This is a genomic window from Methylothermaceae bacteria B42, from assembly GCA_001566965.1.
Classification (GTDB): domain Bacteria; phylum Pseudomonadota; class Gammaproteobacteria; order Methylococcales; family Methylothermaceae; genus Methylohalobius.
Genome location: LSNW01000014.1, coordinates 200178 through 221408 on the forward strand (window position 1 = coordinate 200178; position 21231 = coordinate 221408).

Annotated in this window: 24 protein-coding genes; 10 read left to right on the forward strand and 14 right to left on the reverse strand. The window is 52.7% G+C overall.

What is annotated here, in order from left to right; translation table 11 throughout:
- Positions 1-14: 14 nt before the first annotated feature.
- Complete coding sequence (locus tag AXA67_07640) at positions 15-467, reverse strand: acetyl-CoA carboxylase biotin carboxyl carrier protein subunit (GenBank protein ID KXJ41085.1); 453 nt, start codon at positions 465-467, stop codon at positions 15-17.
- An 8-nt stretch (positions 468-475) separates the two neighbouring features.
- Entirely contained in the window at positions 476-919 is a 444-nt protein-coding gene (locus tag AXA67_07645) for a 3-dehydroquinate dehydratase (protein KXJ41086.1), read from the reverse strand.
- A gap of 1 nt (position 920) precedes the next feature.
- Here AXA67_07645 and AXA67_07650 point away from each other — a divergent pair, with 1 nt between their 5' ends.
- Positions 921-1163 (forward strand): hypothetical protein, encoded by a 243-nt coding sequence (locus AXA67_07650; protein KXJ41087.1) that lies wholly within the window; start codon positions 921-923, stop codon positions 1161-1163.
- A 102-nt stretch (positions 1164-1265) separates the two neighbouring features.
- Here the strand turns inward: AXA67_07650 and AXA67_07655 are convergent, their stop codons facing one another.
- The 3 genes from AXA67_07655 to AXA67_07665 are packed head-to-tail and all read right to left on the reverse strand — an operon-like array spanning position 1266 to position 3979.
- Positions 1266-1778, reverse strand: coding sequence for a hypothetical protein (locus AXA67_07655; GenBank protein ID KXJ41088.1), 513 nt, complete (start codon positions 1776-1778; stop codon positions 1266-1268).
- Between the two features lie 12 nt (positions 1779-1790).
- Positions 1791-3656, reverse strand: a complete 1866-nt coding sequence (locus tag AXA67_07660) for a hypothetical protein (protein KXJ41089.1) — start codon at positions 3654-3656, stop codon at positions 1791-1793.
- Positions 3635-3979 (reverse strand): hypothetical protein, encoded by a 345-nt coding sequence (locus tag AXA67_07665; GenBank protein ID KXJ41090.1) that lies wholly within the window; start codon positions 3977-3979, stop codon positions 3635-3637. The genes AXA67_07660 and AXA67_07665 overlap by 22 nt, the downstream gene beginning before the upstream one ends.
- Before the next feature lie 37 nt (positions 3980-4016).
- Between AXA67_07665 and AXA67_07670 the strand changes: the two genes are divergently transcribed.
- A complete protein-coding gene (locus tag AXA67_07670; protein KXJ41129.1) occupies positions 4017-4457 on the forward strand; it encodes an exlusion protein FxsA in 441 nt (146 codons plus the stop codon).
- A gap of 176 nt (positions 4458-4633) precedes the next feature.
- Here the strand turns inward: AXA67_07670 and AXA67_07675 are convergent, their stop codons facing one another.
- The gene (locus AXA67_07675) at positions 4634-5044 is read right to left on the reverse strand and encodes a hypothetical protein (protein KXJ41091.1); all 411 of its coding nucleotides are present in this window, start codon (positions 5042-5044) and stop codon (positions 4634-4636) included.
- Between the two features lie 296 nt (positions 5045-5340).
- Complete coding sequence (locus AXA67_07680) at positions 5341-5601, reverse strand: hypothetical protein (GenBank protein KXJ41092.1); 261 nt, start codon at positions 5599-5601, stop codon at positions 5341-5343.
- A gap of 139 nt (positions 5602-5740) precedes the next feature.
- On the opposite strand from AXA67_07680, the gene uvrD reads away from it, so the two are divergent.
- Positions 5741-7891 carry a DNA helicase II gene (uvrD, locus tag AXA67_07685; protein KXJ41093.1) on the forward strand — a complete coding sequence of 717 codons (2151 nt, stop codon included), beginning with the start codon at positions 5741-5743 and terminating at the stop codon, positions 7889-7891.
- Positions 7892-8040: 149 nt separating this feature from the next.
- Here uvrD and AXA67_07690 read toward each other — a convergent pair whose 3' ends face one another.
- The 7 genes from AXA67_07690 to AXA67_07720 are packed head-to-tail and all read right to left on the reverse strand — an operon-like array spanning position 8041 to position 16751.
- Positions 8041-9060 (reverse strand): peptidase M14, encoded by a 1020-nt coding sequence (locus AXA67_07690; GenBank protein ID KXJ41094.1) that lies wholly within the window; start codon positions 9058-9060, stop codon positions 8041-8043.
- Positions 9048-10466 (reverse strand): glutamate--cysteine ligase, encoded by a 1419-nt coding sequence (locus tag AXA67_07695; GenBank protein ID KXJ41095.1) that lies wholly within the window; start codon positions 10464-10466, stop codon positions 9048-9050. The genes AXA67_07690 and AXA67_07695 overlap by 13 nt, the downstream gene beginning before the upstream one ends.
- A gap of 10 nt (positions 10467-10476) precedes the next feature.
- Positions 10477-11325, reverse strand: coding sequence for a phosphoesterase (locus AXA67_07700; protein ID KXJ41096.1), 849 nt, complete (start codon positions 11323-11325; stop codon positions 10477-10479).
- A complete protein-coding gene (locus AXA67_07705) occupies positions 11322-13136 on the reverse strand; it encodes an ABC transporter ATP-binding protein (protein ID KXJ41097.1) in 1815 nt (604 codons plus the stop codon). The genes AXA67_07700 and AXA67_07705 overlap by 4 nt, the downstream gene beginning before the upstream one ends.
- A gap of 7 nt (positions 13137-13143) precedes the next feature.
- Complete coding sequence (locus tag AXA67_07710; GenBank protein KXJ41098.1) at positions 13144-15147, reverse strand: hypothetical protein; 2004 nt, start codon at positions 15145-15147, stop codon at positions 13144-13146.
- Positions 15148-15168: 21 nt separating this feature from the next.
- Positions 15169-16248, reverse strand: coding sequence for a 5-(carboxyamino)imidazole ribonucleotide synthase (locus AXA67_07715; GenBank protein KXJ41099.1), 1080 nt, complete (start codon positions 16246-16248; stop codon positions 15169-15171).
- Positions 16245-16751 carry a N5-carboxyaminoimidazole ribonucleotide mutase gene (locus tag AXA67_07720; protein KXJ41100.1) on the reverse strand — a complete coding sequence of 169 codons (507 nt, stop codon included), beginning with the start codon at positions 16749-16751 and terminating at the stop codon, positions 16245-16247. Before AXA67_07720 ends, AXA67_07715 begins: the two co-directional genes overlap by 4 nt.
- A 358-nt stretch (positions 16752-17109) precedes the next feature.
- Here AXA67_07720 and AXA67_07725 point away from each other — a divergent pair, with 358 nt between their 5' ends.
- The 7 genes from AXA67_07725 to AXA67_07755 all read left to right on the forward strand — a co-directional run bounded on the left by AXA67_07725 (position 17110) and on the right by AXA67_07755 (position 21230).
- On the forward strand, positions 17110-17559 hold the full coding sequence (locus AXA67_07725) for a hypothetical protein (protein KXJ41101.1): 450 nt from the start codon (positions 17110-17112) through the stop codon (positions 17557-17559).
- Between the two features lie 104 nt (positions 17560-17663).
- On the forward strand, positions 17664-18335 hold the full coding sequence (locus tag AXA67_07730) for a biopolymer transporter ExbB (protein ID KXJ41102.1): 672 nt from the start codon (positions 17664-17666) through the stop codon (positions 18333-18335).
- On the forward strand, positions 18332-18754 hold the full coding sequence (locus tag AXA67_07735) for a biopolymer transporter (GenBank protein ID KXJ41103.1): 423 nt from the start codon (positions 18332-18334) through the stop codon (positions 18752-18754). Before AXA67_07730 ends, AXA67_07735 begins: the two co-directional genes overlap by 4 nt.
- A gap of 28 nt (positions 18755-18782) precedes the next feature.
- Positions 18783-19790, forward strand: coding sequence for a hypothetical protein (locus AXA67_07740; protein ID KXJ41104.1), 1008 nt, complete (start codon positions 18783-18785; stop codon positions 19788-19790).
- The gene (locus tag AXA67_07745) at positions 19771-19962 is read left to right on the forward strand and encodes a tetraacyldisaccharide 4'-kinase (GenBank protein KXJ41105.1); all 192 of its coding nucleotides are present in this window, start codon (positions 19771-19773) and stop codon (positions 19960-19962) included. The genes AXA67_07740 and AXA67_07745 overlap by 20 nt, the downstream gene beginning before the upstream one ends.
- Positions 19959-20726: a 3-deoxy-manno-octulosonate cytidylyltransferase gene (locus AXA67_07750; GenBank protein KXJ41106.1), complete on the forward strand. Its 768-nt coding sequence runs from the start codon at positions 19959-19961 to the stop codon at positions 20724-20726. Before AXA67_07745 ends, AXA67_07750 begins: the two co-directional genes overlap by 4 nt.
- Before the next feature lie 18 nt (positions 20727-20744).
- Positions 20745-21230, forward strand: coding sequence for a phosphotyrosine protein phosphatase (locus tag AXA67_07755; protein ID KXJ41107.1), 486 nt, complete (start codon positions 20745-20747; stop codon positions 21228-21230).
- Position 21231 lies beyond the last annotated feature (1 nt).

The following is a 21231-nucleotide window of genomic DNA, read 5'->3' on the forward strand; positions in this document are numbered from 1 at the left end:
TTGACTGACCTGAATTATTCGATGACGAATAGAGGCTGGTTGTATTCCACGGGCTGGCCGTTCTCCACCAAAATCTTGGTGATAACACCGGATTTATCCGCCTCGATTTGATTGAGGATTTTCATGGCCTCGATAATACACAGGGTGTCCCCTACGTTGACATGATGACCGACTTCCACAAACGGTTTCGCGCCAGGGGCGGGGGCGCGGTAAAAAGTCCCTACCATGGGGGAGCGGACAATGTGTCCCGCCGGTTCTTCTTCCACCTCTTCCGCAGCGGGAACAACCTCTTCGGCAGGTGCTTGAGGCTGGGGCGCTGGGGGTGGCGTTTCAACGGGAGCCACAATTTGCGTGGTAGCGCTAACCCGGCTGATTCGGAGAGACTCTTCTCCTTCATGAATTTCTATTTCGGCGATACTGGTTTCTTCTAATATTTCGATGAGTTTTTTTATTTTTCTAATATCCATACATAACCTCAATACTCGCTTATATGGTGAATGGCGGCCAGTAGTGCGTATTCATATCCCAAGGCCCCAAAACCGCTGATGACGCCCTGGGCGATATCAGATAGATAGGAATGGTGGCGAAATGACTCTCGGGCGTGGACATTGGACAAATGCACTTCGATAAAGGGAATTTGGGTGCCAAGAAAAGCATCCCGCAGAGCAACGCTGGTGTGGGTAAAGGCAGCCGGGTTGATGAGAATAAAGGCCACTTTTTGCCGCCAGGCTTCGTGAATATGCTCTACCAATACATGTTCGGCATTACTTTGGAAAAAGCTTAACTGGTGGCGGTGCTGTTGGGCGATATTGGTTAATCGCTGCTGGATATCGGCCAAAGTGTCGGCGCCATATATTTCTGGCTCCCGCGTACCAAGTAAATTTAAGTTGGGTCCGTTTAATACGGTAATGTGGGCCATGATGCCTGCAATGGACGCTAAAATCCTTGGTATTGTGCAGAAATTGGCGGGTTTTGTCCAGAACGTGCGCGAACTGTCCATCATCTATACAAGTCGGGGCGGGTGGTCTGATTCGAAAAACGCCGTGAATACTTTCTTGCTGCGCATTCCTGCTGTGCAAGAAAGTCCTGCCCAAACCTCCCTGTTCGGGCGCTCGCAGGCTGCGAAAGTCCCTCTGGGCTTTCGGTCCGGCTCACCCCTGTAGGCTCCACGTCGGCTTCCCTGGCGTCGAGGTTTCGAATCAGACCACCCGCCCCCTTCAATCAAACCTTTACGTGTTTAGATCACGTGGTCCTGGTGAATTGATTCAATTAAGCAGGATTTTGACCCTTTTGTTAAAAGTATCCGCGTCCAAAATACCCGCATGGCCAAAGACTAATTTACCGCTACGATCAAATATGGCGCTGTAGGGTAAAACGCCAAGAATATTTCCCATCAAAGTGGCCAGGGATAATCCTGTTTTTTCTGCAACGAGTATCGGGTAGTCCATGGGAACATCCTGGATGAATTTAGTAACGGAGCCGGGATTGTCCACGGCTATCCCGATAATTTGCAGCCCATGGCCGCCATATTGCTGCTGCCAGCGGTTAAGATCGGGGATCTCCTGGCGGCAGGGAGCGCACCAGGTGGCCCAGAAATTGACCACCAGCACCTTACCTTGCCATTCTGTGAGTTGGTGAGATTTGCCATGGAGATCGGGGATCTGCATGGTTGGCAAGGAAGGGGGCGGATTTTTCGGAGCGTTGAGCCAAAAGGAAGTAGCAACGCCGCCTAGCAATGCCACCAGCGCCGCCAGAACGACTATCCATTTATTTTTCATGGTTTGTCTAATTTAGGCGCATTTTTGCGGCAGATTACGAAGATGCTCTAAAAACCGCTCTGGCGGAATAAAGCCAATCAAACGGGCGGAAGGGCATTCTTGACCTTGGGGGGTAAAAAACAGCACCGCCGGTGGGCCAATCAGGCCAAAACGCTTGAGTAAAGCTTTTTCCGGCAGGGTGTTGGCGGTGACATCGGCCTGTAAGGTAAGTAGCGGCCGCAAAGCCTGTTGGACTTGCGGGTGGGCGAAAGTGCCATTTTCCAGCTCTTTGCAGGAAATACACCAGTCCGCGTAAAAATCCAACATTACCCATTGCCCTTGGTTTTTGGCCACCGCCATTTTTTGCTCCAACTGAGGAAGGGAGGTGAGACGCTGAAATTGCACCTGTGGGGGATTTTGCGATCCAGAACGGGCCGACAGGATTTTCAGTGGCTGCAACACATCACGGCTGCCAGCGGAAACCCCAATCAAAAGCAAAATGCCATAAGTGAGCATGACAATGCCAAGCCCTTTGCCCAGCCGCCGCCAATGGCTGGCCTCTTCGGGCAAAGGGCTGGTAGCCCCTAAATAGATAGCGGGGCCAATCAGCCATAATGCCCATAAAACCATGGTTACCGTGGGCGGCAGAATGCGTTCCAGCAACCAAATTGCCACGCCTAATAAAATCACTCCGAAAATGGCTCTGATGGTATTCATCCATAAACCGGCCCGCGGCAGCAGCTTCCCGGCCGATGTGCCTATCGCGATCAACGGCAGTCCCATCCCCAGGCCCATAGCAAACAAGGCTGCGCCCCCCAGTACCGCATCGCCGGTTTGGCCGATATAAATCAAGGCGCCAGCTAAAGGGGCTGCAACACAGGGGCCTACAATTAAGGCCGATAGGGCCCCCATGACAGCCGCATTGACAATCCCCCCGCTTTTGCCGCCGCGCCAATTCGCCAGCCTGGATTGCCAACTAGACGGCATTTGCAACTGATACAAACCGAACATGGCGAGCGCCAGCAGGACAAAGACCGCGCTGAAAGTGCCAATAATCCAGGGGTTTTGAAAAGCAGCCTGCAAGTTGGCGCCAAATAGCCCCGCCAACACGCCAAACACGGTATACATCAAGGCGGAAGCAATCACGTAGCTCAGGGAGAGGGTGAAGGCTCTGGCGGTGGTAATACTTCTTCCCTGACCGACAATGATGCCGGAGAGAATTGGCAGCATGGGAAAAACGCAGGGAGTAAACGAGAGACCAATGCCAAATCCCAGAAAGATTAAAATAATCCACCAAAAACTCTGATCTTTCATCACCCGGGCAATGCGGTCCTGCTCCGCCAAGGTTTCCGTTGGTGGAGGAGATACCGCGGTAGATTGGGTTGCGGCTGTGATTGGCGGCAAAGTCAAGGTGATGGTTTTTTGCATTGGCGGATAACATACTCCCCTTTCCGCGCAACCTTGAAAGCCGACACGGAGGGTGAGGGAGCCGGATTGGGTTTGCAGGCGCTGGAGGGGAACCGTCGCCGTCACGCTATGAAAGTAGACTTCCGTGGTGCCAAATTCCGGGTCGTCCTTTTGTTTGCCAGGGGGGAACCTGGGGGTGCCAAGCTTGGCCTCGCCCTGGATTTTTTCAATTTTGAACTGGTTGCGGTAGAGATAATAGCCATCGGCAATTTGCCAATGAAGCTTGATTTTTTCCGGGCCGTCGGTTTCGGCGCTGAAATGAAATGCCTGATCCGCGGGCAGGAGTTCGTCCTGGAATAAGTTCAGCCCCAAGGTTTTGATGGAGCGGGAAAGCTGACCAAGCGGATCTTCCGCGGCAGAGGATTCAACGGTACCCGCCAGTAGCAGGCACAGGCAAATTATGATTTGAATTAATGAGAAGTGTCGACCCATTCGCTCACCCAGTCTAAATATTGTTTTGCACCTTGCTCAATGGGGACCGCAACGATTTCGGGAAGTTCGTAAGGGTGGTGGGTTTGGATATAATTCTCCAGCGCCGGGAAACACTCGCTGCGGGTTTTAATTAATAGTAACACTTCATTATCCGTCTCGATTTTCCCTTGCCAGGGGTAGACCGAGGTGAGTCCAGGGATAATGTTGACGCATGCCGCCAGATGATTTTCCACCAAGCCTTGCGCAAGTTTTTTTGCGGCTTCTTTATCGGGGCAGGTGCAGTAAATGATTTGGTGATGGGTGCTCATGGCGAAAGATGACATAATGGGCGTTGTTAAATTAACCAAAGTTTCCGAATTTATGAATCCGTTACGTTTGTTATTTCTGCTTTTTCTTATTGTACCTATGATCGAGATCTACTTGTTGCTCGTCATAGGTTCTATTATCGGACCTTTGCCGACGATTTTCATGGTGGTCTTCACCGCCGTGGTGGGCGCCTGGCTACTGAGAATTGAAGGTTTCAATACTTGGTTCCGGCTCCAGCAGAGCCTGGCCCAGGGGAAAGTACCCGCCCTGGAAATGGTGGAAGGGCCAATTTTGCTTGTGGGCGGGGCGCTGCTTTTAACCCCAGGTTTTTTTACTGATTTCTTGGGTTTTCTTTGTTTGCTGCCTTCCACCCGCCGCCGGATTGCCCAATATATTATCAAACGATGGATGATTCAGAGGACGCCGGGTGGACCCAAAGGCCCTAGTGGCGGCGCGACGGTGACCATTGAAGGGGAATTTGAGCGCAAAGACTAATTAGCCTAAATTCCGCAAGTATTTCGGCAGTCGGCTGCCAAATCAAGCCTTTATGCTGCGTTGGCTGCACCAATATTTATGCTCGAAGTAGCGCTGCCACGCCTGCGCGAAAATTGGTTTGCCGCCTTGCCTAAAGACTTGCTTGACACCCTCGGTGCTCGAATCACTTGCAAAATTTAGGCTAGATTGTCAAGGAAAAACCGGAGTAGATCTCTCCAGCTCACAATGCCAACCAGTTTGTGATCTTTATCGACCACGGGCAGGGCGGAAACTTTTTCTTGCACCAGAACGGCGGCAGCGGAGATGACAAAGGTTTCAGGCCGCACCGTCACTGGTTCCCTGGTCATGATTTGGTGCGCTCTTTTTTTCAGGGTTTCCCGGTCCCGTTCGGTTTCAGAAGGCGTATCCACGTAGGGACTGATGACGTGCAATAAGTCATTTTCATAGATTATCCCCACCAGTTTCTTCCGGTCCACCACCGGGATCTGGTGGAACCCCATGTCCCCGAAAATGCCACGCACCAGCCGCACACTCGCATCCATGGCGACTGCGGTGACTCTTCGGGTCATGATCTCTGAAATAAGCACTGACTTTATCCCATTGTTGTTCGGAATAAAGTATAGCAACCAAAATTGGAGTGAAAATTAAAACCTAAATTCTGCAAGTATTTCGGCAGTCGACTGCCAAATCAAGCCTTTATGCTGCGTTGGCCGCACCAATTTTATGCTCGAAGTAGCGCTGCTACGCCTGCGCGAAAATGGGCTTGCCGCCTTGCCTAAAGCCTTGCTTGACACCCTCGGTGCGCGAATCACTTGCAAAATTTAGGTAAAAAGAAAAAACTCAGAAAAATAAAAGACGCGTCCCTGCGCCGAAGGGATTCAACTCAATGTTGGGTGGCTTGGTCGCTCTTGTGCTGAGCGCCGCCACAGCAAGAGGCGAAAGTGTTCCTGCCAAGTCCCGAATTGATCGGGCACCAACGGGTGTATCCCGTGGCCAGTAGGACAATGCCAGTCATAAGAAGAATGACACTGCCCAAAAACAGGGAAATAAAAATGAGCAAAGCGCCTATGCCGTAGCGGATTTTTTGTTCCTTGTCGCCGATATTGCGTTCATATTTCAACATTTTCTTGAAATCAAAACCCATAACCTCTCTCCTTTGATTGACTTTAAGGGTTAAAAATTGCTTTTAGGAAATTTCATCCCAAAAGTCTCTCCACAAACCCAACAAACTGCCTTCCAAGTATAACGGAAATATGGGGTCGGTATCCGGTAAAATAAAGGCCATGGATATCACCACGATTCTCGATCCCCTCAACGACGCCCAGCGCGAAGCCGTCAGCGCGCCCCTGCAACCCATGTTGATACTGGCCGGCGCCGGCAGCGGCAAAACCCGAGTGCTGGTTCATCGTCTGGCCTGGCTGATGCAAGTGGAGAGCTTTTCTCCCCATACCTTGATGGCGGTAACTTTTACCAACAAGGCCGCCAGCGAGATGCGCGGCCGGGTGGAAAGCCTGCTCCATCTGGACACCCGGGGCATGTGGCTGGGAACTTTCCACGGACTGGCCCATCGGCTGCTGCGCCGCCACGCCCAGGAGGCTGGACTGCCCGATGGCTTCCAAGTCCTGGACAGCGATGACCAGTACCGCCTGATCCGCCGCCTGCTCCGGGAAATGAACCTGGATGAAGGCCGTTGGCCGCCCCGTCAGGTGCAATGGTATATCAATGCCAATAAAGATGAAGGCTTGCGTCCCCAACATTTGGTGGCGAACGATTTATTTGAACGGCAAATGCTGGAAATTTATCAGGCCTACGAACAACATTGCCAGCGGGCGGGAGTGGTGGATTTCGCCGAGTTGCTGCTGCGCGCCCACGAAGTATTGCGGGAACACGGTTCATTGTTGGCCCATTATCAGCGCCGTTTCCAGCAGATTCTGGTGGATGAATTTCAAGACACCAATGCCATTCAATACGCCTGGTTGCGGCTGTTGGCCGGGGACAATGAAAACCTGTTTGTGGTCGGAGACGATGATCAATCCATCTATGGCTGGCGGGGCGCCAAGGTGGAAAATCTGCAGCGCTTCCAGCAGGACTTTCCCGGCCACCGGCTGGTGCGCCTGGAACAAAATTACCGCTCCACCGCTCAGATTCTGGAAGCCGCCAATGGGTTGATCTCCCACAATCGGGGCCGGTTGGGGAAAAAACTCTGGACTGAAGGGGGCAAAGGGGAGCCCATCTCTGTGTATGCGGCATTCAACGATCAGGACGAAGCCCGCTTTGTCATAGACCGCATACAGCAAAAATTGGAACAAGGCTGCCTTGGAAGCGACATCGCCATTCTCTACCGCTCCAACGCGCAATCCCGCCTGTTTGAAGAGCATCTGCTCGCTGCTGGCATCCCCTACCGGGTCTATGGGGGGCTGCGGTTCTTCGAGCGGGCGGAAATCAAAAGCGCGCTGGCTTATTTGCGTCTGATAGCCAACCGGGACGATGATCCTTCCTTCGAGCGGGTGGTGAATCTGCCTACCCGCGGTATTGGCCCGCGGACGGTGGATATTGTCCGGGACTATGCGCGCCACCACATGCTCTCACTGTGGCGGGCGGCGGAAGCTTTATGCCAAAGTCAGGAGCTTTCCGCGCGGGCGCGCAACGCCTTGCACAAATTTCTGCAGTTAATCGAAACCATGGAAGAGGCTACCCAAGGTTTGGATTTGGCTGATCAAGTCAAAAAGGTGGTGGAAACCAGCGGTCTGCTGGACCATTACGGCAAGGAAAAAGGCGAACAAGGGGAAACCCGGATGGAGAACCTGAAAGAATTGGTCAACGCTGCCCGGCAATTTGCAGTAATCGATCCTGAGGAAGAAGAAGGCACGCCACTTGATATCTTCTTGGCCCACGCGGCTTTGGAGGCGGGGGAGTCCCAGGCCGATGCCGGGGAGGACAGCGTTCAGTTGATGACATTGCATGCCGCCAAAGGGTTGGAGTTTCCCCTGGTGTTTATGGTGGGAATGGAAGAGGGGCTGTTTCCTTCCATGCAATCCTTGGAAGACCCGTTGCGCCTGGAAGAAGAACGGCGCTTGTGTTATGTGGGCATGACCCGGGCCATGGAAAAATTAACTATGACCTACGCCGAATGCCGCCGCTTCTACGGGCGGGAGACCTATCCCCGTGAATCGCGTTTCTTGCGGGAAATTCCCACCCAATACCTGGAGGAAATCCGCATGACTGCCCGGATATCCAAACCCGTTTCCACCAGCCCAACATCCATGGAAGAACCGCCCTTAAAACTGGGTCAACGGGTAATGCACGCCGCCTTTGGCGAAGGCACGGTGCTTCAATGCGAAGGGGAAGGCAAAAATGCCAGGGTACAGGTCAATTTTGAAAACGCGGGCGCCAAATGGCTGATGCTGGCCTATGCGGATTTGCAGGTTTTGTAGGAAGGATGATTACTTAAATCTAGTCCATTTATTGGCGCCGGGTGGCCGCTTGTGGGGAACGTCGTAAATCCATCCATGGAGACTTGACGGCGGCCATCCAGGCCGCCGACATCCCCACAAGCGGCCACCCGGCGCCTCCGTTGTGAAATCTAAATCGGCAACGGCAGCCTTTCCATCAAATAACCCAAACAATCCTGGCGGATGATGCGTTCATCCATTGTGAACATGGAAGGCATAACCTTGCGTTTGAGGATTAACTTACCTGCCTGGACTTGGAAATAAAGGTGGGTGACTTCATTGCCGTCTTCATCCAGGGCAATCAACGGTATCGTGTCGCAGTGGACTTCTCCCAGGGCAATCCCGGCTGACAGCTCCATGAAATTCAAATGATCCAGATCTGACCGTAGCACCAAATCCGCCTTGTCGTCAGTAAAGCTGAAATAGATATCCTTACGGATTTTGATTTGAGCAACGGTATGAAAAAGATCGACGTTTCCGGGACTGGGCGGCTTATTGGGAATTTCCTTCAAGTGCAAACATGTATCCACATAATCAAAGGCGTGATCAACGCCTTGTGAAATGCCTGGCTTGCCGCATTCCAGAGTAACCGCGGGACATAACCTGGCAAAAGCCATGGATTGCACGCCCTTTGGGCGAAGGAAGTACACCACCAGGCGGCCAAAAAAGGAGGCCAGTTGCAGAAAAGGCGCTTCCAGACAGTTGACACAACCATAGAGAGGGTTGCGGCCGGTGTTATTGTGAATATCGATGCTGGCGAAAAGCGGCCGGGCGGCCATGGTTTCCCACACCTGTCTCATGAGGGAAACTTCAGGACAGGGGGGATGTTCAGTGCCTGGCCAGACGCGATTGTAATCGGGTTGTCCTTCAAGACGTCTAACGCCTGCCCTGGCAGCCTCGATATTGCCGAAAAAGATGGACAAAGAGCGGGGTAATGGGTGGTCCTGATATTTTTTCAACAACCGTTGCACGGCCAGCAGGCCGGTGACCTCATTGCCGTGCAAAAGGATAGAAATAAACAACCGGGCGGGATCTTTGCCCTCCAAGTGAAGTAAGGTCGGGCCAGGCAAAAGGGTGTAAAGTTCTTTGGCATCAATCTCCAGTAATCCTGGCGGCACAGTATCTATTTGGTGCAAAGTCAAATCGGCCATGTGTGCACGGGTTTTCCTTGTTGTTGGTGTTGCCAATAAGTTCGGGTCATGGCGGCGAAATCCTTGCCGTGAGCGGCAATATAACGGCGTTGCCATTGGCTGCCGCATTGATTGGCGGCGATTCTGTCCCGGATTATCCCTAAATATTTTTCCCGGTCCCGCCGGCAAATCGCCAATTGCGCCAAGCCTTCCCTGGCTCTTGGAATCAGTTCCTCCAAAAGTAATTTTCGCAATTGCCAGCGGACGTTTTCAAACCAGGTGACATGAGCATCCCAACCATGCATGGCGGCCAGATAAAAATTATCACGGGCCTGGGAAAATGGCAGTCGTTTTTGTTCCTGGCTCAGGTTGTAAGCCAGACCATAATAAAAGGCGGCGTTGGCGATCATGTCAATGATGGTCGGCCCCGCCGGCAGAACCCGGTGCTCGATTCTTAAATGGGGCGTGCCGTTTTGGTCGAAACCTACCAGTGGCCGGTTCCAGCGCCAGATGGTGCCATTGTGGAGGCGCAGGTGGGAGAATTTATCTGGTGGATCTTCGAAAAGGATAGGCAGCAGCACCGGGAAATGTTCCAGATTCTCACGGAAAGCCTGCGAGACACCTTGTTTGAGATACCGGTTGCCAAAGCCAACCCGGCGCAAAGGTCCATGAATAGCGGCGCCATAGCCGCCGATTTCGATGGATTGTTCAAATAAGGGAATCCGGGTTTCCGCCCACAGGTCTTTGCCAAACAAGTAAGGCGCATTGGTCCCTGCCCCCAAGGTGGCGGCGGACGCCATGATGGAGGCATTGAATAAAGGGGTAAACTGATCCTGGGGCGTTTGCAGATGGATCTGGAACGAGGTGGCGGCCGCTTCCAGCATGACATCGTCATGGAAACACTCCAAGTGTTCCTCGCCGGTGATTTCCAGATGGAGGGGTTCACCCCGAAGACGAAGGATCTGTTCGTTGAGGGCCCGGTAGCGGTTTAGCTCCGACATGTTTTTAAGGGTCAAATCCGTTTGCCGCAAGGTCGGCAACGTGCCGATCATGAGCAGGCGGCAATCCAGCGCCTGGGCTGTCTGTTGGGCCTTGCGCCAGATTTCTTCCTGTTCGTGATGGAGACGCGACAAGGCATCGCTTTGGAGGTCACGGGGGTGATTATTCAGCTCAATATTGAATTTGGCCAGTTCCGGGGAGGCGAGGGGATCGGCCAAGCGCTTTAGAAAACGGTCGTTACAGGGTGCTGGACGCATGTGTTGATCCACCAGCCATGCCTCGATTTCGAAGCCAGCAACCGGGCCTTTGTCAGAAAATTGCCAGCCTTTTTCCAAGGAACGCAGCAGCTCGGTTTCTTCGCCAAGCCGCTTTAGAAAACGTTCGAAATCCTTTTGGCTAAAGTGAATATGCTCGATTTCCTGGCCCATAGTTCCCCCTCTATTGCCAGCCTTCCCAAACTGGTGTCACCCCTTGAGGAAGGGGGTGTAATTTGCCCAATTCAATCCAGGGGAAGGCAGGGTCGTGAAAGTCCGAGCCTACCGAACCCATCAACCGGTAACGCCTGGCGTAGTCCGCGCAGGCTTCTATTTGAACGGGTGTGCTGTTGCCGCAAACCACTTCAATCCCCAAGCCACCACTGGATCTGAAGGCAGTGAGAAAGCGGCGTAGCCAAGCGCCGGTCAGTTTATAACGTAATGGATGGGCCAGGACGGCGATGCCGCTGGCCTGTTGAATCCATTCCAAGGCTTCCTCCAGATCCGCCCATTGGGTAGCCACATATCCGGGTTTGCCGCGAACCAAGAATTTATCAAAAACATCAGGCATATCCTTGGCGTAACCCTGGGCAATCAAAAAACGGCCAAAGTGGGTACGGGTGATCATGCCTTCCCCAGCCATGGATTGGACTGCCTCCAAGGCCCCTGAAATACCGTGCTTTTTTAAATGGACATCCATTCTTTCGGCTCTTTCCCGGCGCAGTTGTTGCAACCGCCTGAGTCCTTTGGTTAAAGATTCAGAATTCGGATCAATGTTGAGTCCCAGCACATGAAAGCATCTTTTTTCCCAGGTGACTGAAATTTCAACGCCGGGAATCAGTTGAATTGGATGGTCTTGGGCGGCTTCAGCGGCTTCCTGGATCCCGGCAACAGAATCGTGATCGGTCAGGGCAAGATGCCGAACGCCGGCTTCAACTGCCAGCCGCACTAATTCCGTGGGAGATAGCGCGCCATCCGAAGCAGTAGAATGGCTGTGGAGATCGTAGGGGAAAATCACTTGAGATAGGGTTATGGTAGCGCCTGTTGGCTTTCTCCATAGAGTTTAGCATACAGCCCATTGAGAGAGAGAAGACGCTCGTGTTCGCCTTGCTCGCAGATCTGACCGTCTTCAAAAACATAAACCCGGTCGGCCTGTTTCACGGCGCTAAGCCGATGGGCCACAATGATGGTGGTACGGTTGGTGAGAAAGCCGCTCAGGGCATCATGGAGCCGTTGTTCCGTTTCCGTATCCAGGGCGGAGGTAGCTTCATCCAGAATCACCACTTTCGGATTCATGAGTATCATGCGGGCAATGGCCAGACGCTGGCGTTGGCCGCCGGACAAACGCATACCGCTACGGCCGATAATGGTATCCAGTTGAGCGGGCAGGCGTTGAATAGTGTCTTTGAGCTGGGCAATTTCCAATGCCCGCCACAGCGCCAGGTCGGCGTGGTCATGTCCCAGAGTCAAATTGGCGCGAATCGTATCATTGAAAAGCACCGGGTGCTGCAAAACCGTCACCACGTTTTCCCGCACCACATCCATGCCGATTTGGGTGATGGGGATATCGTCGTAATACACCATGCCTGAGGTGGGGCTGTAGAGCCCAATCAAGACTTGCACCAAAGTCGATTTGCCACCGCCGCTGGCGCCCACCAGGGCGACTTTTTCCCCGGCCTGGATATCTAGGGTAACGCCCTTGAGGACTTCAATTTCATGGCCGTAGGAAAAATGCAGATCTTGCACCGAGACACCGGTGGTGCGCTTGTTTTTAAATGGATTCTCGCGATGCGGATAGCGGGGTTCCTGTTTTAGATCAAGCAGGCGGTTGATGCGGGTCAAGGCGGCCTGAGCGCCGTAGAAAGCATATTGAATGCCTAGTAGTTCCTGGACCGGCGCCATCATGAACCATAAATAACCAAATACCGCCAGCATCTGGCCAATGGTGAGATCTGAAAAGACCACCATCAACATGGCAGTGGCCCGGAACAAATCCACGCCGTGGAGAAAGATGACAAAGCTCAAGCGATTCAAGGCATCGCTTTTCCAGGCGTAATTGGAAGCATCTTGTTTGACTTGGCTGGCTTTGTCGGTCAGGCGGCCAAAATAATAATGCTCGCGGTTGCTGGCGCGGATTTGCTGGATGGCGTCCAGGGTTTCCGTCAGCGCTTGTTGAAATGCCTCCAGGGCTGAATTTTCTTTCTTTTTGAGGCGTTTGACCTGTTTCCCCAATGCCTTGGTGAAGTAAATCACAATCGGATTGAGGCAGAGAATAAAGAGGGCAAGCGGCCAGTGAATCCAGAGCAAAATAGCTGCCGTGCCTAGAATAGTCAGTACCGAAATCAGAGAACGGCTGATGGTGGCGCCGAGAAAATTATCGAGCGTATCCAAATCGGTCACTAAATGCGTAACTACCGTGCCACTGCCAAGAGATTCGTATTCCGCCATGGCGACTTTTTCCAGACGCTGCAATAATTCCGACCGCAGGCGGAAAATAATATCCTTGGACACTTTCACGAATTGCCGGGTTTGCAAGACATTGAAGATCAACGCGATAATACGAAGAACAAAAGAAACCCCCAGAATGACCGCAATGTATAGCACGGGACCATGCCACGCGGCGGGAAACCAGCGGTTGATGAAAGTGACAGCTGTGCCTGGGTGGTTAAGCAGGACTTCATCCACCAGCATTGGAATCAATAAAGGCACCGGCACGGCCGCCAGCGCCGCCAATAAAGCGACGGCTTGCGCCATAAGGATCTTTTTTTTGTGCCTGAGGGCGAGACGACCAATGGTGCGCCAATTGTAGTGCCCAGAAGGGGATTTAACCGTCACGCCGGTCATGGAAACATTAACCTTCCAAGCAAGGATGAACCAAATGGATCTTTTCCATGGAGAGACCGGATCCCGGCGGAGACATCCTGCCATAGGTGGAAAGTTCCAGCAGTGGAATGGGACCGGCGGCTTTCTCCAGATGACTGATTTTGATGCCCTGTTTGATCAGATACAATAGGTAAGTATGGCGGACTGCTCTGGCGTTGATAGTTTCCGGTTGATCCAGGCCCGCATCGACCGCGCTTAAATAAATTTGTTTATTCAAATCGTCGGTGCGGTCAGGCACCAGCGGGTTGCCGCCGCTGGCGGCCATCCAGGCTTTCAACCGGGGCGCCAGGGGCAGGCTGCGGTGATATTCACCCGGCACCCGGATTTTTTCCTGACCGATTTCGATGTCGCCAGGGGATAATTGAATCACTTCTTCCGGGAGCAGCCCGCTCAGCAGGAATGCAATGCACTGGCGGGTGCTCAAGTCGGAGCCCGCCAGCATGGTTTCAATTTCATTCAGGGTGAGTTCTCGTGGTAAAGGCGCAGCCAGGGCGCTAGGCGCTTCTTGATGTTCTATTGGTGGCGTCGAGTGAGTTTGCGGGTTGTGATTGAGATGCTCATTGTTGTTGGGTTTGGCATAAACATGGACCCCGGATAACGTCAATTGGGTTTGAGCTTCTTCCTCATCTTTGTGGGATAAATATTCCGCCAGCCAAACCGCCAACAACCCTAGTACCAAGGAGCCGGCGAGGGTGAAGCCGGCATCGCGCCAGTAATGGGGACGGATGGAGTGAGTCGGACGGTAAGCCCGCTCCACCACTTCCACCTGGGGATATTTTTCCAGTTGCTTGATTTCCAGTTGGGCAATCCGGTCTTGCAATTCCCGTTGGCGGAGTTCCATTTGCTTGAGTTCTTCCAGCAGGGCCTCGTGTTCGGTGAAGCGGGTGCTGAATTCGGTCGCCAATTTTTTTTGTTCCTGGATTTGCTGCTGGATTTTCTGAACCGATTGGCGGGCGGTGGCGTAGGCTTGCTCAGCCTCGCTGAGGACGATTTTTTGCCCATGGCGGGCAAGCTTGGCAATTTTTTCTTGCACCTCCTCGAGCTGTTTGGGGATGACGCGATATTGCGGATTCAGGCGAAGATACTGCGGCGTGAATTGTTTTTTCAGGGCGGTGAGGGTTTCACTCAGTTCCTGGGCTCGGGTTTCCAGGGCAGCGAGGACGCGTTCGTCACTCTCCGGTACCACTGGCTTGCCGGCGGCAATTTGTTGGCGGATGGCATCCAACCGCGCTTTGGCTTGAACTTCTTCCTCGCTGGCGGTATTCATGGCTTCCATCAAACCCTTGAGGCGCGCCAGAGCTACGTTTTCTTCCCGCTCCAGAGATGCAATGTCATAACGGCGGCGGTATTCTGCCAGTTTTTGCCGCTTGATTTCTATTTTGCCTTCCAAAGTGCCCAGTTGTTCCTTGAGGGCTTCTAGTGTCGCACCCGTGGTGGCCCGGATTTCCCTTGCCCGGGTATCTATATATACATCAATCCAGGTATTGACCAGGGGCGCCAAGAGATCCTGATTGGTGCCTTCGGCCCTAAGTTCCACCAGATTGGTAGCGGGTACAGGTTCCACCGATAACATTTGCTTGATGTCCGCGGGCGTGAGCCCGCCTTCGGGAATCCAGCCTTCCAGTTCAAGCAGACGAATGGTTTCCATTAACAAGGGTTGCGCCGTTAGAATGACGCGCTGGATCGCCACGTGCTGAGGGTCCACGGTCACACCCACTGTTTCCGATGGGTTCTCAGAAACAAAATGCCGGGGCTCCATATAATCGGCAGGCGGCGCCGCGGTAGTCAGCAGGGAAGCGCTGGCTCTATATATGGGGGGGCGGAGAAAGACAATCAATAGCCCAACGATCGCTGCGATCAAAAAAATCGTCGCGAAGATAATGAAACGCCGGGTACGAAACCAAGGAATGACGGGTTCGGGGGCAGGCGTTGTTCCCGGGCCATGCAATCGTTCGATGCGGATATTCGCCATGAAAGTACCTTGGTTAAACCTCTAAGGAAGCAATTTGAGCAGATGAGTGAGGCGGGTTTCCAATCCCGCTTTGGTGGGTGCGCGAACAGTGGCGTGGCCAACCTTGCGGCCGGGACGTAGCGCCTTGCTGTAGACATGGCAGTGGACGCCAGGTTGTTCCAGTAAGTCGGAAAGTTCTGGCAAAACGCCGATGAAATTGATCATGGCCGAATAATTCACAGGCTCCGTGTCGCCAAGGGGTAGGTCGAGAATGGCGCGGAGGTGATTTTCAAACTGGCTGGTTTCCGCGCCTTCAATGGTCCAGTGGCCGGAATTGTGAACTCTGGGGGCCATTTCGTTGGCCAGGAGCCGACCGTGGACTTCAAAAAGCTCCAAGGCCATTACCCCAACATAGTCCATGGCTTCCAGTAGTCTCTGGATGTAATCTTCCGCTGGCTGGGTTTGGGGGTCGTCAGGACGGCAGCGGGACAGGTGTAAAATGCCGTTTTGATGCTGATTTTCCGAGAGGGGATAAAAGGCGGTTTCACCGTTTTTTCGGCGCGCCGCGATTATTGATACCTCGCGCTGGAAAGGTACGAAGCTTTCCCCAATCAAAGGTTGACCTGCCAGTGCATCCCAGGCGGGCTTTATATCGCCAGCATTGTGGAGCAAATACTGGCCCTTGCCGTCATACCCAAAGCGGCGGGTTTTAAGCAGAAAAGGCCAACCCAACGACTTGGAGGCATTTTCCAACTCGTCAAAATGATCGATGGCCATGAATTTGGGGGTGGGGATATCAAGCGCTTGAAACAGGGTTTTTTCCCGCAGCCGGTCCCGGCTCTCGGCTAATGCCCGTGAAGAGGGGTAAACCGGCACCTTTTCCGCAATTTTATCCAGGCCTGCCAAGGAAACATTTTCGAATTCGTAGGTAATCACATCACAACATTCTGCCATTTGCGCTAAAGCGTCGGGGTCATCGTAGGGGGCTTGGATGTGATTGCATAATTGGGCCGCGCAAGCATCTTCCGCAGGATCGAGTACCACAAAGCGCAGGCCTAATGGGTAACCTGCCAACGCCAACATCCGCGCTAGCTGACCACCACCGATGATGCCAATATTCATGGCTGCTCCTCCCGGGGATCGGGATGGGCCAGTACCGTTTCTGACTGGCGGTGACGAAACGCTTCCACGGCGGTGGCGATTTCCGGATATTTATTGCCCAAGATTGCCGCCGCCAGGAGTCCTGCATTGGTAGCGCCGGCATCGCCAATGGCCAAGGTCCCTACAGGAATGCCTGCCGGCATTTGCACAATCGAAAGTAATGAATCCAAGCCATTCAAGGCCCTTGATTTGACTGGGACGCCCAGGACGGGTAAAGCGGTTTTCGCCGCCATCATTCCCGGTAAATGGGCTGCTCCGCCAGCGCCGGCAATGATTACCTCGAGGCCCCGGGTTTTGGCGGATGCTGCATAGTCAAAAAGCAAATCTGGTGTTCGGTGGGCGGAAACCACTTTGACTTCAAAAGGCACAGAGAGTTGCTCTAGTGTGTCCGCGGCATGGCGCATGGTGTCCCAGTCAGACTTGGAACCCATGACGATCCCTATCAAAGGTTTAGGTGCGGTCATAATTTTGCTTAAAGATTGAAGTGGTCAAAATGCTATTATGACAAATTCACGGCATCGGGGGGATGCCCTATCTTGCTCCCCATCAATTTGTCCACCGTCCTTCTGTCAGAACGAGGGTATCGCAAAAGCCCATCCTTGGGCTTTTGCGATACCTCCATTTTCTATGGCTTATGGCCATCGAAAATGGCGATGCATCCCTGCATCGCGGAGGTTGTCGCCTATTGCGACACCCTTAGAACTGAGTGGGGGTGAATTTTTAGCAAGGGAGAAAAAATACTTGTAAACGTTAATCATCGCCCACAGATACTTAGTGGACACTGAATAATCAATTTTTTCAATATTTAAAGGGGAATAGTCAATGAGTATTATGGGAATCAGTCAATTTGAGCGTTTTTTCCGCGAGGCGGCATCACTGGATGTGGATAAGTCGGATTTAAAGCGAATGTCCGACTTTCTCAATCAAAAGCTGCACGATCTTTTGTTGATGGGGGTGGTTACGGCGAAGGCCAATGGCCGTGATATCATCCAAGTTTATGACTTGCCGCTCACCAAGGGATTGCAGGAAAGTATCCACCAATTCAAGAAAATGGATTTGGCCTTGGAATTAAAGCCGATTTTGGACCAATTGGCCACTTTACCCACGCTGGAATTGGATTATAGCGACGAGGTTGAGGCAAAGTTACCCGAAATTGTCGGGGGGTTGACTTTTGCCTTGGCTAAAACCTTTAAAATCATCGATCCTACAGTAAAAAATCCTCAGACGGAACATTGGGACAAAGCCATCGAAATTTTCAATCAATTGCTATAATTCCTTTAAATAGGCAGCGAAGCGGTTTCGAGTGAAGGAACCGCTTCGCTGTTGGCCGTTCAAATCCAGTAATAATTTATTTGCTGCAAGCCAGGGGGAAAAACGTGATTGAGATTCTTCAAGCGGGTGGGTGGCTTATGTGGCCCATTGTGGCCTGTTCCATTTTGGCCACGGCAATTATTTGTGAGCGTTTTTGGAGCCTTCGAACCCAAAAAATCATACCTCCCCACCTGGTTTCCCAGGTCTGGAAGCAGTATCGCCGGAATCAGTTGGATCATACCCGCCTGCGGCAATTGCAGAGTGGTTCGCCCTTGGGCGCAATTCTGGCGGCAGGCCTTGCCAATTATCAATACGGCCGTGAGGTGATGAAAGAAGCAATCGAAGATGCCGGCCGGCAGGTATTGCATGAATTGGAACGGTTTCTAAATGCCTTGGGAACCATAGCTTCCATCACCCCGTTGATTGGCCTGCTCGGAACCGTTTTTGGCATGATCAAGGTATTTTCAGCGATTACCTCGGCAGGGGTGGGGGATCCGCAGGTTTTGGCGGGCGGTATTTCAGAAGCCTTGATTACCACGGCGGCGGGTTTGTCCGTGGCTATCCCCGCATTGATTTTCCACCGTTATTTCGAGCGTAGGGTGGATGAGTTGGTGATGCAAATGGAGAATGAGGCATTACGTTTGGTTGAGGTGATGCACAATGAATCCCCGTCGGCGAATTCTCAGGAAGAAGCCGATAATAAAGAGGAAGTTGTGCTTGAGGAGGCCCACGGATGAACTTTCGCCGTCATCGCCGCAGCGCCGTGGAAATTAGCTTGACGCCGATGATAGATGTGGTTTTTTTGCTGCTGATCTTTTTTATGGTGACCACCACCTTTCAGAAAGAATCCGCCCTCAAAATCAATTTGCCGGAAGCCAAAGGCCAAAAGCAAGCCGAACGCGAAACCCTCGATATTGTGATTGATCCGCAAGGCCGTTATTACATTAACCGGCATCAATTGGTCAATACCCGGATTGAAACCCTCAAAAGAGCCCTCGCCAGAGCCAAAGGACAAGGTCCCAGGCCCCTGGTTGTCATTTCCGCGGACAAGAAGACCCCCCATCAGGCAGTGATTCGAGCTCTCGATGCGGCGCGTCAAGTGGGCTTAATCCACATTTCCTTTGCCACGCAAACCGCTTCCGAGTCCCAAGAATAACGCCGTTGACCGGCTGAGATCAGCAGCCTTGTCATTCCAAGGGCGTTTAGCCCGTTGGCTTGAAGATCTTTGGTATGGCAACCGTCCCGTGCCTTGGGGGCTAAAGGTCTGTGCGTTTGTTTTTGGGGTTTTAATCCAATACCGGCGCTGGTTTTATACTCTCTTTCCATCCCAAGATCTTGCCATACCGGTCATTGTGGTGGGCAATCTTACCGTGGGTGGTACGGGTAAAACTCCATTGGCGATTTGGCTGGCGCGGTTTTTAAATGCCCAAGGCATAAAACCGGGCGTCATTTGCCGTGGACACGGGGGGGATGAAAAAAATCCCATAGTCGTGACCACAACTTCTGATCCTTCCCTCGTCGGCGATGAGGCGGTGCTTCTGGCTAGGCGCTGTGGGTGCCCGGTGGTGGCAGGAAGAAAGCGGCGACAAGCGGCGCAATGGCTAGTCAATCATTATCCTTGCCAGGTCATTCTCAGTGACGATGGCTTGCAACATTATGCGCTTCCCCGTGAGATTGAAATCATTGTCATTGACGGTGTCAGGCGTTTCGGCAATGGCAGGTTATTGCCGGCTGGGCCCTTGCGGGAGCCACCCGGACGCCTTAAAGAAGCTGATTTGATTGTCAGTAATGGCCGCGGTCAACCTGGGGAATGGGCCATGGGCTTGAAGGGGCGAAAGGCGGTCAATCTTTGTCATCCCTCACGAGTGTTCTCCTTGGAAGCATTTCAAGGCAGGCCGGTGCACGCCGTTGCAGGCATTGGGCATCCCCAGCGTTTTTTTCAGGATCTACAAAGTTCGGGGCTTGAGGTGATCCCCCACGTTTTTCCCGACCATCACCGGTATAATGACAAGGATATTTGTTTTTCCGATGGACTGCCGGTATTGATGACCGAAAAAGATGCCGTCAAGTGTTTTGCTTTTGCCAGGGAAAACCACTGGTATGTCCCGGTGGAAACAGAAATCGATGAAAAGTTTGGTATCCGTATTTTGCAATTGTTGAGGAAGGGTTTGGATGGACAGAAAACTGCTTGATATTCTGGTATGCCCCGTATGCAAGGGCAAATTGATTTACGATTCCGGGGCCCAGGAATTGATATGTAAGGCGGACCGGTTGGCCTATCCCATCCGGGATGATATTCCCGTCATGCTGGAAGAAGAGGCCCGCAAATTGACTTTGGAAGAATACGACCAATTGAAATCATGACCCAATTTAAAATTGTGATCCCCGCCCGCCATGATTCCTCCCGGCTGCCCGGGAAATTATTGATGCCTCTGGCGGGAAAACCGGTGATTGTGCACGTGTGTGAACAAGCCTTGGCCGCCGATGCCGAGGAAGTGATTGTAGCCACCGATCATGAGCAGATAGCAGAAGTGGTTTCCGCAACCGGTGTGCGGGCAATGCTGACCGATCCGGGGCATGAAAGCGGTACCGAGCGTCTTTTTGAAGTAGCTGCTCGTTGCGGATGGGATGAGGACGTCATCGTCGTGAACTGGCAAGGGGACGAGCCCCTCCTGACGCCAGCCCTGGTAAATCACCTGGCCCATTCCCTGGAGTCGCATCCAGCTGCTGCTGTGGCCACCCTTGCCGCGCCGTTGGCGGAAGATGAGATCTTTAATCCCCATGCGGTCAAAGTGGTGCTCAATCAGGATGGGTACGCCATGTATTTCAGCCGGGCGCCTATCCCGTGGGACCGGGACGGATTTGCCCGGCAACCAATCGATATCCATCTTCAACACTATTTGCGCCACATTGGTGTTTACGCTTATCGGGCTGGTGTTTTAAAACGCTATGTCAACTGGCCGAAGGCGCCGATAGAAGAAATCGAAGCGCTTGAACAATTACGGCTGTTATGGCACGGTGAACAGATATATGTAGTCACGGTGGCGCAGGCGCCAGAGGCTGGCGTCGATACGCTGGAAGACTTGGAAAGAGTGGAACGCTGTCTGGCCAGTAGTGAACCGGATTAAAAAGTTAGAGGTACTGTCATGGTAAAAATTTTGTTTGTTTGCATGGGGAATATCTGCCGTTCTCCCATGGCGGAAGGTGTCTTTCAAAAGCTCCTGGAAAAGCATGGGCTGGCCGATCAAGTGCTGATAGATTCTGCCGGTACCCATGCCTATCATGTGGGTAAATCGCCCGATCCCAGGGCGGTTCAGACTGCCCGGGCCCGGGGAATCGATTTGCAAAACCAACAAGCCCGGCAAGTGAGCGCCGGGGATTTCGACGAGTTTGATATGGTTTTGGTCATGGATGAGCAAAACTACGACGCACTCACTTTCATTTGTGCCAAACGGCATCAAGGGAAATTGAAATATTTCCTCGATTTCGCCCCCCATTTGAAAACCCGCAACCTGCCCGACCCTTTTTACGGAGGTGATATCGGTTTCGAGCGGGTAATGGATATGATTGAAGATGCCTGCGAAGGTCTGCTGAATCACATTCAAAGTCAAATGCAGCGCAGCATGCCCTAGC